Here is a 12,649-nt window from a genome sequence, read left to right as displayed (position 1 = left end):
TGCATTGATATTGCTGACGCGGAACGCTGCTCCACAGCAGAGTGAGGCGTTGCGCCAACAATATTGCGCAGGCTTTGCTATCCAGTCAAAATCAATGTGGCGATTGCCCTGTAGCGATCATCAGATGGTGCTGCTGGTGATGCGCGCCGATGCTCATCAACCCGAAAAAGCCCAAGCCTAGCACTTGGCTCAACTCTTGATCAGATTCAACGCGCACTGTCATGCTTGCACCGCGCTCTATTTCCTGAGCGAGGACCGACCAGCCGGAGGCGCGCTGCAACATCGGGCTATGTGCCAGCACCATACGTCGAATGGAGGCCGAAACCCCGCCCTCGCCGGTGATCGAAAAAATCACGCCAAGCCCATCTTGCGCGCGCGCGATTGACGCCATGCGCGTGACGTTGTCCATATCGACAAGGTGATCGCGCAGGGCTTTGATATCGACTTTTGCCCAATCCGTTTCAGGATCATCGCGCAAGAGGGTTACGATCTCGGCGATCGCCGCGAACTGGGCTTGCCCGATCTCGCTCGGGGCGTTTGACCCATGCGCATGCTGCGCGAGGACGTTTGACGGCGCAAACACGAAAGCGCTGATGACGGTGCCGATGACAACGCTTGAAAGAAGACCTGATTTCACTGAACACTCCTATGTTGCGTTCACCCTATCCAGCGCCAGCAAGATTACATATGATCAAAATCATATGCAGATCGATCCGTTTTCCCTTCTTCCCGCCAATGCGCGCCGCGCGTTTGACATGCGAAAGGGCGATGTGCTGTTTCGGCAAAACCAAGCGGCGTCAGGCATGTACCGCGTGGTCTCTGGCAGCGCCGCGCTGCAACGCGCCGGGCTCGGGGGCGATACGTTGACCTTGCACAGGGCCGTCGCAGGTGGACTGTTTGGCGAAGCCTCTATCTTTTCGGACAGCTACCACTGCGATGCGATTTGCACCAAGGCGGGCAGCGCCGTGAAATTTGCAAAGGCTGACATCCTGTCCAGCCTACGCTCTGACCCTGTCTTCGCCGAAAGCTTCGCAAGGTTGCTTGCCGTTCAAGTGCAACGTTACCGAGCACATATCGAGATGTTGGCGATCCCCTGTGCCAAAGCGCGCATATTGGCAGCGGCAAAAGCCGGCTACTTCGACGCAAGCGTGACCGAGCTGGCAAGCCGCATCAACCTGTCGCGTGAAGCCTGCTACCGTGCCCTGCGCAAACTTTGCGGCGACGGGAAAATGATCAAAGTCGGGCGCGGAAAATATGCGCCATTATAGCAGGCATCGACGCTCAGTGCGGCGGGGTCCGGCTGGCTTGAACGTCACGTTCTCGCTGGGGCCATGTTGATCTGATGTAGGCGAGAATATTCCAGATTTCATTATCGCTTAGCGTTTCGCCAAAGGCGGGCATACCGCTGTTGAACCCTGAAACGCCCCTTGCTTGCAAAGCGGCAGCGCCGCCGAGTTTGGTATATTCGAACAGCAGTGCATCATCGTGATGCCATGTGTGGCCTGTCGCATCGTGCGGTGGAGCCGGAAGCACACCATCATCGCCCACAGAGCGCCAGTTCGGCTGCCCCTCGAGGTTGGCACCATGGCACGACGCACAAGTGTCTGCATAAAGGTTTTGCCCCGCATCAATGTCACGGTGCTCCCAGTTGTGATCAGCCGCAAGGCTGGAGGCACATGAAACAAGAAGTGCGATCAACCATCTCATGTCACCTTCACCCATGTGCGCATGCCCGCGGCGGCGTGACTAAGCATGTGGCAATGGATCAACCAAGATCCCGGGTTGTCGAACACGCAAAGAATATCGCGGCTCTTGCCCGCATCCACCAAAGTCGTATCCCGCAGATCGCCCGGATTGCCCGCCTCATCAAGTTCGTAAAAATGATGGCCGTGCAGATGGATGCCATGCGGGAAGGATGTGTCGTTCTCAAGCGTGATCCGCGCCGTTTCACCATTTTGGAAAGACCCGAAAGGCTCGCTTGGCAGGTTCGAGACATCGTTGAACGCCCAAATGTCATCGCCCCCGTGTCGCCCGCCCATCGCACCGCCCATCATTGTCAGGGTCAAATGTTGCGTCGGCGCGGCAGGGCTTGGCACATCAGGGGGCGTCAGCGCTGCAATCGCAGTGCTTTGGCGCTGCGTATTGGTGCCGCTTACAGCCAGATCAGCCAAACGATACGGACCTTGCCGGGTCATCATATCAAGCCCCACAAGGCCGGTGACATCCACGATCAGATCGGCGCGCTGCGCAGGGGCAAGCACAAGACCCTCGATCGCGCGCGGCTCTGCCAAAGCCATACCGTCGAGGGCCACCACCACGCCACGGACCCCACTCAGTGCCACGGGAAAGATACGGTTCGTCGCCGCGTTGATCAGCCGAAACCGGACGCGATCCCCCGTGCTCACCCGCTCCTGCGAGAGGAATGCACGCGCAAAATTGCCCATATAGCCGCCGTGCGCGATACTGTGCATCTGGTTGAAGGCCTCCGTGAGGCTGCCATCCGTTTGCACCTGCCAGTCGGACATCAACGCTGTGATATCGTGATCTACATCAGGGGGCGTTTCATCCTCGATGATCAACGGCCCCATCATGCCCTTGGCGACCTGCTCGTGGGAAATGTGGTGCGAGTGATACCAATAGGTGCCCGCGTCGGGCGGAATGAAACTATAGGTCTTGCTCTGCCCGGGTTCGATCAGCTTTTGGGTCAGCATCGGCACGCCGTCCATCCGGTTTTCCAACCGGATTCCGTGCCAATGCACCGCCGTGCCTTCATCAAGGCCGTTCTCGACCTCGATTTGCGCGCGCACGCCGCGGCGCAGGCGCAGTTCCGGACCCGGCATCGATCCGTTAAAGCCCAGCATGGATGTTGCGCCATCGCCCTCGGGCAGGATTTGCTGCGTCACCGCTTCGGCCTTCAGGTGCAGCGGGTCTTGAGCAGCCAGTGCCGGCAGCGGCGCAAGCGCGGCGGCTGAAACGGAAGCCAGAAAATGTCGTCTGTTCATGGAAAGCCTCATAATGGTAACGCCAGATTGCTGGTCAGGATGGCGCTCACGCCGAGTATCCCAAGAATGATCAGCCCTTCGACGCGAATGGAGTTGCGCAGATGGGTCGCAGCGGCAGGATCACCGATGCGCAGCGCAGGTACAAAGCGCAGTTTATTAAGCGCGCCCAGCCCCAAAAGAGCCGCAAACAGCACGGCCTTGATGATCAACGCCTGCCCGTACCCAGATCCGACAAGCGCCGAAAACGATCCGACAAGCTGGTAGCCCATATAGCCGCCCACAAGGATAAGCGCGGGAACGGTGACAGAGGCCACGACACCAAAGCGATGCCCAACATCCGCGGCCATAGCATAGCTCTGCGCAGCGTAGGTCAAGCGTTTCAAGGGCACCAGTATACCGATCCACAGGGCGATCGCCAACAAGTGCAGCGTCAATGCCAGATCAAGAAGCGTGGTATCGCGCGCAGAGATATGCCCGACCTGAAGAAATGAAAAGATCGCGATCACACCGCCCACCACCGACACCCAAGGCCCGGCGCGCGCCATGAACAGGCCCGTAATCAGCAAGCCGAGACCGCAAAGGCGCAACAGCAAGGCGGTGCCGACAGATGTGCTCCACAGCAAGCCAAGCATCTCGGGGTCGATCATGCCGCTCATTTCACCCGCCAGATTGCCGCCGCGCAGCGAAAAATCAAAAAGCGCCGCCCCTGCCCCGACAATAGCAAATCCACCCGCCAGCGCGCGCGTGCGCTCAAGCCGGAACATCAACGCCGCCATGACCGTGCCAGCCGCGCCCAGCACGCCAAGGTAGAGCGCAAATTTCGTGGCCATAACGGCCAGCGCGAACCCATCCGGCCAGATCATTCTACGCTAAAGCTGAAGCTGCCGCTAAGCACATGCCCATCCGCCCCAAGGCCGCGCCATTCAACCGTGTAACCGCCCGCGCCCATGTCGTGCATCGGCAAGGCAAATTCCTGCATGAACGTGTTTTGCGCACCAAGGTCCATGTCCATGCTATGTTTTTCCGCATGGGTGATCGTGACGCGTGTCAGCCGGATATCCCCTTTGAAATTCATCAGGATTTCGCTCGGCATTTCGCCCACGACCGTCCCGCTCTCTGGGCGCGTTTCATCAAGAGGCGAATGCGCCATCGCGCCCGTTGCCCAAATTGCAATCATGCCGGCAAGCCATATTTTCTTCATCTTCGTTTCCATTCTTTCGTTTTGCCGCCGCGTTCAATTGATCCCGTTGGCGCGTTGAAGTTCGCGAACATAGGCGGTGATCATCGCGACATCCGCCCGCGTAAGCCCCTCCACAGCTGGCATATTCCCAAAACGCCAGTGATGCGCGCGCACGCCCATCGCAGCGGCGCGCTGGAACGCTTCATCGCCGTGATGGCTCGGCTCATAAATAATGTGCACCAAAGGGGGCGCGACGCCATCTTGGCCCGCCCCGTTCGGCCCATGGCACACCGCGCATTTGGCATCATAGCCGCGTTTTCCGATCTGCGCATTCTGCGTCAGGGTTTCGGGAAGCTGCACCTCGGCAAGCACGCCGCCCTTCATGCTGCCCGTCCCACTAGCTGTTGGCTTTGGCCACATCGCATAGCCCAAAAGGCCAAGCCCCAAGACAGCTGCAATTGCTATTTTTGCTCTCATTGAATGCACGGATCCTTTTGTGTTCCGGGCATCGCTAAGCCCTCCCCTTGGGGGAGGGTCAAACGATTTCTGATCACAGCTTCGAGAGCATCCAGATCGCCATCCCAATCATCATCAGGTTTTCCGTCAGCGACACGAGCCCCAGCGGAACCTTGCTTTTCCCGCCAACGCAGGCACATTTCAAATCGCGCTTGTCGATATAGACTGCTTTGAACACACTTACCGCGCCGATGCTGGCGATGATCAATGCGGCAGGCGCGGACAGCCACGTGAAAACGCCCGCCAGCATAAGCAGACCCGCCCCCGTTTCGACCAAGGGATAGACAAATTCGTAGCGCACCCAACGCTGTGCCAACAGATCGCAGTTCAGAAACATCGTTTCGAAGCGCTCGACGTCTTGCAGCTTTTGCAAATCCAGCAACACCATCGCGATCGCGATGAACCACTCCACGCTGCGCCCTGCAAACACAGCTCCAAGCATGAGCCAGGTGAGCGCAACCACCAACAAAGCAGCGATGGCGAATAGGGAGATGACGGGCCGGTAGCTCGTTGCATCCTCGGACGCGACTGCTTTGCCGAAATATGCGCCCGGATCATCGAAGCCGCCGATACGGCGCGCGTCGATAAAGGTTTGCGGCGTGGTCTGCACACCGTGCTCCGCCTTGAACGCATCGACTATCTTGGATAGGATTCTACAAAAACGCGGTCAAAGGCTGTCATCGGGGGCAAACTTCAAAAGGCGCATTCCTGCTTTCTCGCGGGCTGCCCTAACTCGCGAAACGGCGGCGCAAGAGCCAGATGAAGAAAACACCACCGATCAAGCCAGTGACGATGCCGATTGGCATATCATCGGGGGCCATCACGGTGCGCGCGATGATATCGGCCCAGACCAGAAAGATCGCGCCGCACAGCGCACAAAGCGGCAGTAGGCGGCGGTAATCGCCTCCCACCAGAAGACGCACAATATGCGGAATCATCAAGCCCACAAAGCCGATGATGCCAGAAAACGCCACCATGACGCCAGTGATCAGTGCGCCGATCACGAAGATGCCAAGCCGAAAGCGCGCAACGGGAATGCCCAGCGTCGTCGCGGTTTCATCCCCCAGCGTCATCGCGTTCAACGTTCCCGATTTCAGCCAAAGGTAGGCCCCGCACAGCGCAAGCACCGTCGCGGGATAGATCAACTGGTCCCACTGCGCGAGGCCAAGCCCGCCCAGCATCCAAAACACGACCGTATGCGTGGCGCGTGGGTCACCCATGAAAATCAACACGTTGGCGGCAGACATCACGATGAAGGACACGGCAACCCCTGCCAGCACCAAACGATCAGCGCTGGTCGCCGAGGCAAACTGCGACACGCCCAGCACCAGCAGCGTCGCCCCGAGCGAGCCGAGGAATGCCAAAAGCGGCACCGTCAAAAGCCCGATAAACAGCCCCGTGTGCAGCAAGGCCAGAATCGCACCGAACGCGCCGCCTGCGGAAATACCGAGCAAATGCGGATCAGCCAGCGGATTGCGCGTGACCGCTTGCAAGCTCGCGCCGACCATGGCCAATCCTGCGCCGACGAAACAGGCCAGAATTGCCCGTGGAAAGCGGATATCCCAGACGATCGCCTCGCGCCCTGCCGACCAGCTTTGCACGATCAAATCGGGGGCGATCTTGTTGATCAAGATGCCCCAGACCACTTCAAGCGGTACCGAGACCGCCCCCACGCTCACCGCGATCGAAAGCGAGCCGATCAAAGCCAGTGCGCCAACGCACCACAGCGCGCCGCCAGCGCGTCGAAACAGTCCGGATCGCAGCGGCGACGCCTTCATCGCGCGCTAGTTCCCGCGAAACGCTGTAGCAAGCGTCTTGATCGCTTCGATGTTGCGCGGCCCCGGCGTTGCCTCGACATATTCGAGCACAACAAAGCGGTCATTGCGCACTGCATCCATATCGGCAAAGGCGGGGTTGGACATCATAAACGCGCGTTTCTGATCCGCCGTAACCTCGCCGTAGTTGACGATCACGATGACTTCCGGATCGCGCTCGACCACCGCTTCCCAGCTGACCGTGGCCCAGCTTTTTTCCAGATCGTCCATCAGGTTTCGGCCCCCGGCGGCTTCGATCAAGGCGTTGGGCATGGCGTAGCGCCCGGCAGTAAAGGGCACGTCCTCGCCGCTGTCATAGACGAAGACGCGCGGCGCAGCAGCGAGCGCGGGCTGCGCCGCAAGGAAGCTGGCCAGTTCGGCCTCATAACCCGTGATCAACGCTTCTGCGCGCGCGCTCACGTCGAAAATCGCACCAAGATTGCGCAGATCACCGTACATATCCGCCATGGAGGCGGCGTCCTTTTCACCGATATGGATGCAGCTTTCCGTCAGCTCGTAGACCTTGATCCCGAAAGGTTCCAGCGTTTCGGGCGTCACTTCCCCACCCACTTTCATGCCATAGTTCCAGCCCGCAAAGAAGAAATCGGCATCTGCGCCGATCAGCACTTCCTTGGACGGGTATTTGGCCGACAGCTCGGGCAATTGCTCGATCCCGGCGGTCATGTTGGCGTCCAAAGTCTTCCAGCCGGAAATTCCCGTGTAGCCGACCATGCGCTCTGCAAGGCCCAGCACCAGCATCATTTCGGTCAGGTTGACGTCGTTAGAAATCGCAGCCTGCGGCGGTGCATCAAAGGTAACGCTCCGATCGCAGCTTTGCACCGTTGTTTGCGCCAGCGCGCTGCCAGCCAAGGACATCGCAGTAAGTGTAGCAAGAGTGAGTTTCATAAGGTCAGCCCTTTTAATTTGGGTCATTGTGGCAGGGTGAAGGAAAAATGTGCCGCGCCGCTGGGGGCGAGATGTTCACGCCGCGCCTGCACGCGAAAGGTTTTGGACACGAGCGCGTCGCTCAAAAGCGTGGCGGGCGGGCCGAAGCCTTGCGGGCGGCCACCGTCGAGGACAAGCACATCATCGCAAACCCCGACCGCCATGTTGAGATCATGCAAGGACACCACGACCGTCAGACCAAGCGTACGAATAAGCGAAACAACTTCAAGCTGGTGGCGCACATCCAGATGGTTCGTCGGCTCATCAAGGATCAACACTTGCGGTTCCTGCGCCAGTGCGCGCGCAATCATCACGCGCTGGCGCTCTCCGCCGGACAGGGTGGCGAAGGGACGATCCGCAAGGTTTTGAAGGCTCAGCCTGTCCAGCACCTGCTGCACCACAGCAGCGTCGCGCCGAGCAGACATCGCCAACCCCGCGCGATGCGGCGTGCGTCCGAGCGCGGTAATCTCGCGCACGCTTAGCCCGAAGGGCGAGGCCTGTTCTTGCAAAACCGCCGCGATACGCCGCGCGACAGCGCGCGCAGGCAAGGCCCAGATATCCTGCCCGTCGATCAGGATTTGCCCGATGCTGGGACGTTGGAAACGATAAAGCAGCCGTAAGAGCGTCGATTTACCCGCGCCGTTCGGGCCGACGATACCCAGCACGCGCCCGGCACCCACCTTGAAACTGGTGGGATGCAGCACGCGCGGCGTGGCCTTGTCCGGCGTCCACGCCGCGCCTTGCACCTCCAGTTCGGCGGCGCTCATGCACTTTGCCCCGGCGTTGCGGCGGACAAGCGCGCAGCGCGTGCGTCCAGCCTGCACGATGTTCCTACGATTTTGTTATGGTGAAGTGCCTGTGCCATCTTGCCCTGCGCTAATCTGCGGGGCGATGTGACATCCGGGCGTGCATGTTCTCGAGCACGGGAAAATCCGTGAAGCCATCATGTTCTCCTGATCCGGACACCCCGTCCGGGTTGGGTTGCAAGGACGATGCGAAATGCACCGCTGATGGCAGGTCTCCTGACTTGCGGGTCGAGGCTTTTTCGAACCTTCCCAAGCCAAACGCGGCCCAGTGGTACATTTCGAAATCGCTCACCGCTCACAGTTGCGGGGGCAGTCACGGGTTTGGCGCGCGTTGGCTCAACCTCACCGTATTCCCTTTTCATTCCGGGCGCATCTTCGCCGCCCGAAAACCATCTAGGCCTAGCTTTTACCGACTTTACAATTCGCGTCAACTGCCCCCACATCTGATCGCCGTACTTGCCGGTGATCTCGGCTTCACCCTCAAGCGCATACCGCTCACAAAAAGACACAGCGATCGTTTTACGGGATCAACATATTCTCGCGCAGCAGCGTCACCGATTGCACCGTCAGATTATCCAGCAGCAGATCGACGCGCACCGATTTCACGCTCCCAAGCGCGTAACGCTTGTAGCTCAAAAGCGGTTCTTCATCGATCAAAGCATTGGGCTGTTTGAATTTCATGTGGCACTCGGGCATCGCTAAATCCTGCAAGGGTTCCTCATTAATTGAGAACTTGGCACCCTTCAAACCGCAGCGCCAACTTAAAACATGGGTGAAATAGACCAGATCCTGCCCATCATATTCGCGCACGGCAGACCAGCTGTCCTTGGTCATCTGCAAGATCGGGCCAACCTCGGCCGCAGTGGTGAATTTGCCCGTGGGCGTTTGATCATCCGGCGCAAGGCCGGTGAGATCGAAACTGTCTGCGCCCACCGTGCCCTCACCGCTTTGTACCTCGGACGCGCCAAAGCCGCTTTGCGCCTGCGCGCTGCTTGCAGCCAAGAGCAAAGTTAGAAAAATTATACTCGTTTTCATATGCTGTCTCCCAAAACCAATTCTTCACAATTCTTTTCGCCCTGCCCGCGACGCCTTCTAGAAATTATGCAAAAGGCGGCGTACGGTCGTAAAAAACCCGCGAGCAGATGGGGCGAGCATGGCAAAGAAGAGCACCAAAAATCCATCCTTAAATGTGATGATCGTTGTTCAAAACGGCAGATTGGCCTACGAGGCGGCACTTTTCGCGGCCTCGCTGCGCCACACAAACCCCGGTTTTCAAGGCCGCCTGTTTCTCGCAGAACCGATGCCCGGCCCGCTTTGGGAGCGTGATCCGCGCTTGCCCGAGGGGGAATTGCGCGATTTGCTGATCGAGCTGGGCGGTGAATTCATCCAATTTCAAAGCCACGTTTTCGGCAAAAGCTACCCCTATGGCAACAAGATCGAAGCGCTTGGGTCGATGCCTGCAGGCGAGCCGTTCATCTTTTTTGACACGGACACGTTAATCACAGGTGATCTGGCAGAGGTGCCGTTCGATTTCGCGCGTCCCTCTGCGTCCTTGCGCCGTGAAAACACATGGCCGCAGCTTGAACTTTACGGGCCCGGATATGGCGCGATCTGGAAATCGCTTTACGACAAGTTCGGCCTTGATTTTCAAAGCGCGCTCGATCTGAGCAAACCGGACGAATACTGGCGCCGCTACCCCTATTATAATGCGGGCTATTTCTACTACGAATGCCCGCAAAAGTTCGGGTCGCGTTTTTTGGAATATGCGAGCGCCATTCGTGATGATGCGCCCGAAGAACTAGTGCTGCAAAGCCTTGATCCCTGGCTTGATCAGGTGGCATTGCCGCTTGTGATCCACAGTTTTGGCGGCTCCAAGGACGCTATTCCGCGCGGACTTCTGGATGGAGATATCAGTTGTCACTACCGCATGCTGCCGCTGCTTTATGCACGCGAGAGCGATCACGTGATTGAGGTCTTGGAAACGGTGACGGCGCCCAACAAGATCAAGAAGGTGCTGAAAGGCTCCGATGCAATCAAGCGGATGATCTATCAAGGGCGCGGTGCGAAAGTGCGTGATCTGTTCGATCAGGAGAACCTGCCGCGCAAGGAACAGGCGCTGCGCAACCAGATCAAAAAAGCCGGCTTCTGGATGCGCTAACCAGAAAAACACATGTTTTTCATGCGCCGAATTCATGGAACATGCGTTCCAATTTCGGCAAGTTCTGTTGTGAGACCTATATCATTGGCCTACACCTGCCCTCAACGCTTTCATCAACGTGAGGACTTTCTATGACCGACGGCCCCAGCTACGGCTTTGACACCCTGCAAATTCACGCAGGCGCGCGCCCTGATCCAACGACAGGCGCACGCAACACGCCGATCTATCAAACCACAGCCTATGTATTTCGCGACGCAGAGCACGCCGCCGCGCTTTTTAACCTGCAAGAAGTCGGCTACATCTATTCGCGCCTGACCAATCCCACCGTTGCCGTTTTGCAAGAACGCATTGCCACGCTTGAAGGCGGCGTCGGTGCTGTTTGCTGCTCCTCGGGTCATGCCGCGCAGATCATGGCACTTTTTCCATTAATGCAGCCGGGCATGAACGTCGTTGCCTCCACGCGGCTTTATGGCGGCACGATCACCCAGTTCAGTCAGACGATCAAACGTTTCGGCTGGGAAGCCAAATTCGTTGATTTCGACGACCAAGAGGCGCTGAAAGCCGCCATCGACGACAACACGCGCGCGGTTTTCTGCGAAGCGATCGCCAACCCCGGCGGCTATATCACTGACCTAGATGTGATTTCCGCGATCACGGACGCAGCGGGCATCCCGCTGATCGTGGATAACACGTCGGCCACGCCCTATCTGTGCCGCCCCATCGAGCATGGCGCGACCTTGGTCGTGCATTCCACCACCAAATACCTCACAGGCAACGGCACCGTCACGGGCGGTTGCGTCGTGGACAGCGGCAAGTTCGACTGGATGGCATCGGACAAATTCCCCTCGCTCAGCGCGCCGGAGCCAGCCTATCACGGCCTTACCTTCGCAGAGACGTTTGGCCCCCTCGCCTTCACCTTCCATGGCATCGCCATTGGCCTGCGCGATCTTGGCATGACGCTAAACCCGCAAGCCGCGCATTACACGTTGATGGGCATCGAAACCCTGTCTCTGCGCATGGACCGCCATGTGGAAAACGCGATGAAAGTCGCCAGTTGGCTGGAGACGAACGAGCATGTTGATTATGTCACCTATGCCGGTCTGCCCTCCTCGCCCTACAATCACCGCGTCGCGAAGATTTGCCCCAAAGGCGCGGGCGGTCTTTTCACCTTCGCGCTGAAATCGGGCTATGACGGCTGCATCAAGCTGGTGAACAGCCTCGAGATTTTCAGCCATGTGGCCAACCTTGGCGATACGCGCTCGCTGGTTATTCATTCGGCCTCCACGACGCACCGCCAACTTTCGCCCGAGCAGCAAGAGGCGGCAGGCGCGGGCCCGAATGTGGTGCGTATTTCCATCGGGATCGAAGATGCGGACGATCTGATCGCCGATCTGGATCAAGCGATCAGCGCCGCCTCTGCGTGATCCGACCCCGAGAAACAAGAGGCCCGGTGCTGCATGCGCCGGGCCTTTTTATATTTTACGTTCTATTCGGCGATGGCGAAGATCACTTTCACGCTCGCGCGCTGGCTCACCTCGCCCTGCGCAATCGGAACCGGACTTGAGCGCACGGAGGACATTTCCATCATCGGTGATGGAAAACCACCGCCACCGCCGTTTAGCTCTTCGGTGATCAACACCACCTCGCCCAAACTCACGCCCGCTGCAGCCGCGTAAAGCTCGGCCTTGCGCCGCGCTTCGGATACTGCGCCCTTGCGCGCCGCATCCTGAACCGGGCCGGGGTCGATCAACCCGAACTGAAAGCCCGAAAAGGAATTCGCCCCCTCGCGCGTCACTTGATCGAGCACATCGCCGAGCATGCCAAGATCGCGAAGGGTGACGCTGACCGTGTTGTAGGCCTCGAATCCGACAGGGGGCAATGTCGCACCATCATCATCGCGTGAGCGCTCGCGCCAGAGCGGATTGAGGTTCAGGGAGGCGGTCTGCATGTCCTTAGAATCGATGCCCAGCGCCTTCATGCGCAATAGAATCGCCTCCACCGCTTCCGAGGTTTTCGCCAACGCATCCGCTGCGCTGGCTGCGCTATGACGTGCTCCGAGCGTGATTACCGCCTTATCGGGCGGCGCGCTCACGTCAGCCTCGCCAATGACCGTGATTGTGCGCAGCACTGCGCCCTGCTCGGCCAGCAAAGGTACGGCAGAGGACGTGAAAACCACGACACATGTGGAAATAATCCAATTTTTTAAGGACATTGTAACACCTTTGTTC

General features: G+C 58.7%; 15 protein-coding genes and 1 riboswitch. Of the genes, 3 read left to right on the top strand and 12 right to left on the bottom strand.

Annotated features, from left to right (window positions below):
• Positions 1–91 precede the first annotated feature (91 nt).
• On the bottom strand, positions 92–637 hold the full coding sequence (locus B9P63_RS17895) for a hypothetical protein (protein WP_245830744.1): 546 nt from the start codon (positions 635–637) through the stop codon (positions 92–94).
• Between the two features lie 64 nt (positions 638–701).
• Between B9P63_RS17895 and B9P63_RS17890 the strand changes: the two genes are divergently transcribed.
• Entirely contained in the window at positions 702–1,268 is a 567-nt protein-coding gene (locus B9P63_RS17890) for a Crp/Fnr family transcriptional regulator (protein WP_176219200.1), read from the top strand.
• 13 nt (positions 1,269–1,281) lie between these two features.
• Here the strand turns inward: B9P63_RS17890 and B9P63_RS17885 are convergent, their stop codons facing one another.
• The 10 genes from B9P63_RS17885 to B9P63_RS17840 form a co-directional block, all read right to left on the bottom strand.
• A complete protein-coding gene (locus B9P63_RS17885) occupies positions 1,282–1,707 on the bottom strand; it encodes a c-type cytochrome (protein ID WP_085311399.1) in 426 nt (141 codons plus the stop codon).
• Positions 1,704–3,002 carry a multicopper oxidase family protein gene (locus tag B9P63_RS17880; protein WP_085311340.1) on the bottom strand — a complete coding sequence of 433 codons (1,299 nt, stop codon included), beginning with the start codon at positions 3,000–3,002 and terminating at the stop codon, positions 1,704–1,706. The genes B9P63_RS17885 and B9P63_RS17880 overlap by 4 nt, the downstream gene beginning before the upstream one ends.
• Positions 3,003–3,010: 8 nt before the next feature.
• Positions 3,011–3,865 (bottom strand): copper resistance D family protein, encoded by an 855-nt coding sequence (locus B9P63_RS17875; RefSeq protein ID WP_085311338.1) that lies wholly within the window; start codon positions 3,863–3,865, stop codon positions 3,011–3,013.
• Positions 3,862–4,203, bottom strand: coding sequence for a copper resistance CopC family protein (locus tag B9P63_RS17870; protein ID WP_085311397.1), 342 nt, complete (start codon positions 4,201–4,203; stop codon positions 3,862–3,864). Before B9P63_RS17870 ends, B9P63_RS17875 begins: the two co-directional genes overlap by 4 nt.
• Positions 4,204–4,236: 33 nt before the next feature.
• Positions 4,237–4,659: a c-type cytochrome gene (locus B9P63_RS17865; protein WP_085311336.1), complete on the bottom strand. Its 423-nt coding sequence runs from the start codon at positions 4,657–4,659 to the stop codon at positions 4,237–4,239.
• Positions 4,660–4,732: 73 nt separating this feature from the next.
• Positions 4,733–5,308, bottom strand: a complete 576-nt coding sequence (locus tag B9P63_RS17860) for a MauE/DoxX family redox-associated membrane protein (protein ID WP_342743610.1) — start codon at positions 5,306–5,308, stop codon at positions 4,733–4,735.
• Positions 5,309–5,426: 118 nt separating this feature from the next.
• On the bottom strand, positions 5,427–6,476 hold the full coding sequence (locus tag B9P63_RS17855; RefSeq protein WP_085311334.1) for a FecCD family ABC transporter permease: 1,050 nt from the start codon (positions 6,474–6,476) through the stop codon (positions 5,427–5,429).
• A 6-nt stretch (positions 6,477–6,482) separates the two neighbouring features.
• Positions 6,483–7,418 (bottom strand): ABC transporter substrate-binding protein, encoded by a 936-nt coding sequence (locus tag B9P63_RS17850; protein WP_176219199.1) that lies wholly within the window; start codon positions 7,416–7,418, stop codon positions 6,483–6,485.
• A 23-nt stretch (positions 7,419–7,441) separates the two neighbouring features.
• Positions 7,442–8,224, bottom strand: coding sequence for an ABC transporter ATP-binding protein (locus tag B9P63_RS17845; RefSeq protein ID WP_085311395.1), 783 nt, complete (start codon positions 8,222–8,224; stop codon positions 7,442–7,444).
• 228 nt (positions 8,225–8,452) lie between these two features.
• Positions 8,453–8,672: riboswitch (cobalamin riboswitch) on the bottom strand.
• A 110-nt stretch (positions 8,673–8,782) separates the two neighbouring features.
• Positions 8,783–9,298 (bottom strand): hypothetical protein, encoded by a 516-nt coding sequence (locus tag B9P63_RS17840; RefSeq protein ID WP_085311330.1) that lies wholly within the window; start codon positions 9,296–9,298, stop codon positions 8,783–8,785.
• 118 nt (positions 9,299–9,416) lie between these two features.
• Between B9P63_RS17840 and B9P63_RS17835 the strand changes: the two genes are divergently transcribed.
• Positions 9,417–10,421 carry a hypothetical protein gene (locus B9P63_RS17835; protein WP_085311328.1) on the top strand — a complete coding sequence of 335 codons (1,005 nt, stop codon included), beginning with the start codon at positions 9,417–9,419 and terminating at the stop codon, positions 10,419–10,421.
• Between the two features lie 131 nt (positions 10,422–10,552).
• Positions 10,553–11,845, top strand: a complete 1,293-nt coding sequence (locus B9P63_RS17830) for an O-acetylhomoserine aminocarboxypropyltransferase/cysteine synthase family protein (RefSeq protein WP_085311326.1) — start codon at positions 10,553–10,555, stop codon at positions 11,843–11,845.
• A 62-nt stretch (positions 11,846–11,907) separates the two neighbouring features.
• On the opposite strand, the gene B9P63_RS17825 is transcribed toward B9P63_RS17830, so the two are convergent.
• Positions 11,908–12,633, bottom strand: a complete 726-nt coding sequence (locus tag B9P63_RS17825; protein WP_176219198.1) for an SIMPL domain-containing protein — start codon at positions 12,631–12,633, stop codon at positions 11,908–11,910.
• Between the last annotated feature and the right edge of the window lie 16 nt (positions 12,634–12,649).

It is taken from the genome of Planktotalea arctica (assembly GCF_002105285.1).
GTDB classification, from domain to species: Bacteria; Pseudomonadota; Alphaproteobacteria; order Rhodobacterales; family Rhodobacteraceae; genus Planktotalea; species Planktotalea arctica.
This window is presented reverse-complemented; position numbering and strand designations above follow the sequence as displayed.

Coding starts and splice junctions, on each gene's coding strand:
- B9P63_RS17850 (WP_176219199.1), bottom strand. CDS start 7,418: ATGAAACTCACTCTTGCTACACTTACTGCGATGTCCTTGGCTGGCAGC.
- B9P63_RS17890 (WP_176219200.1), top strand. CDS start 702: ATGCAGATCGATCCGTTTTCCCTTCTTCCCGCCAATGCGCGCCGCGCG.
- B9P63_RS17870 (WP_085311397.1), bottom strand. CDS start 4,203: ATGAAGAAAATATGGCTTGCCGGCATGATTGCAATTTGGGCAACGGGC.
- B9P63_RS17835 (WP_085311328.1), top strand. CDS start 9,417: ATGGCAAAGAAGAGCACCAAAAATCCATCCTTAAATGTGATGATCGTT.
- B9P63_RS17855 (WP_085311334.1), bottom strand. CDS start 6,476: ATGAAGGCGTCGCCGCTGCGATCCGGACTGTTTCGACGCGCTGGCGGC.
- B9P63_RS17885 (WP_085311399.1), bottom strand. CDS start 1,707: ATGAGATGGTTGATCGCACTTCTTGTTTCATGTGCCTCCAGCCTTGCG.
- B9P63_RS17865 (WP_085311336.1), bottom strand. CDS start 4,659: ATGAGAGCAAAAATAGCAATTGCAGCTGTCTTGGGGCTTGGCCTTTTG.
- B9P63_RS17840 (WP_085311330.1), bottom strand. CDS start 9,298: ATGAAAACGAGTATAATTTTTCTAACTTTGCTCTTGGCTGCAAGCAGC.
- B9P63_RS17875 (WP_085311338.1), bottom strand. CDS start 3,865: ATGATCTGGCCGGATGGGTTCGCGCTGGCCGTTATGGCCACGAAATTT.
- B9P63_RS17845 (WP_085311395.1), bottom strand. CDS start 8,224: ATGAGCGCCGCCGAACTGGAGGTGCAAGGCGCGGCGTGGACGCCGGAC.
- B9P63_RS17880 (WP_085311340.1), bottom strand. CDS start 3,002: ATGAACAGACGACATTTTCTGGCTTCCGTTTCAGCCGCCGCGCTTGCG.
- B9P63_RS17825 (WP_176219198.1), bottom strand. CDS start 12,633: ATGTCCTTAAAAAATTGGATTATTTCCACATGTGTCGTGGTTTTCACG.
- B9P63_RS17830 (WP_085311326.1), top strand. CDS start 10,553: ATGACCGACGGCCCCAGCTACGGCTTTGACACCCTGCAAATTCACGCA.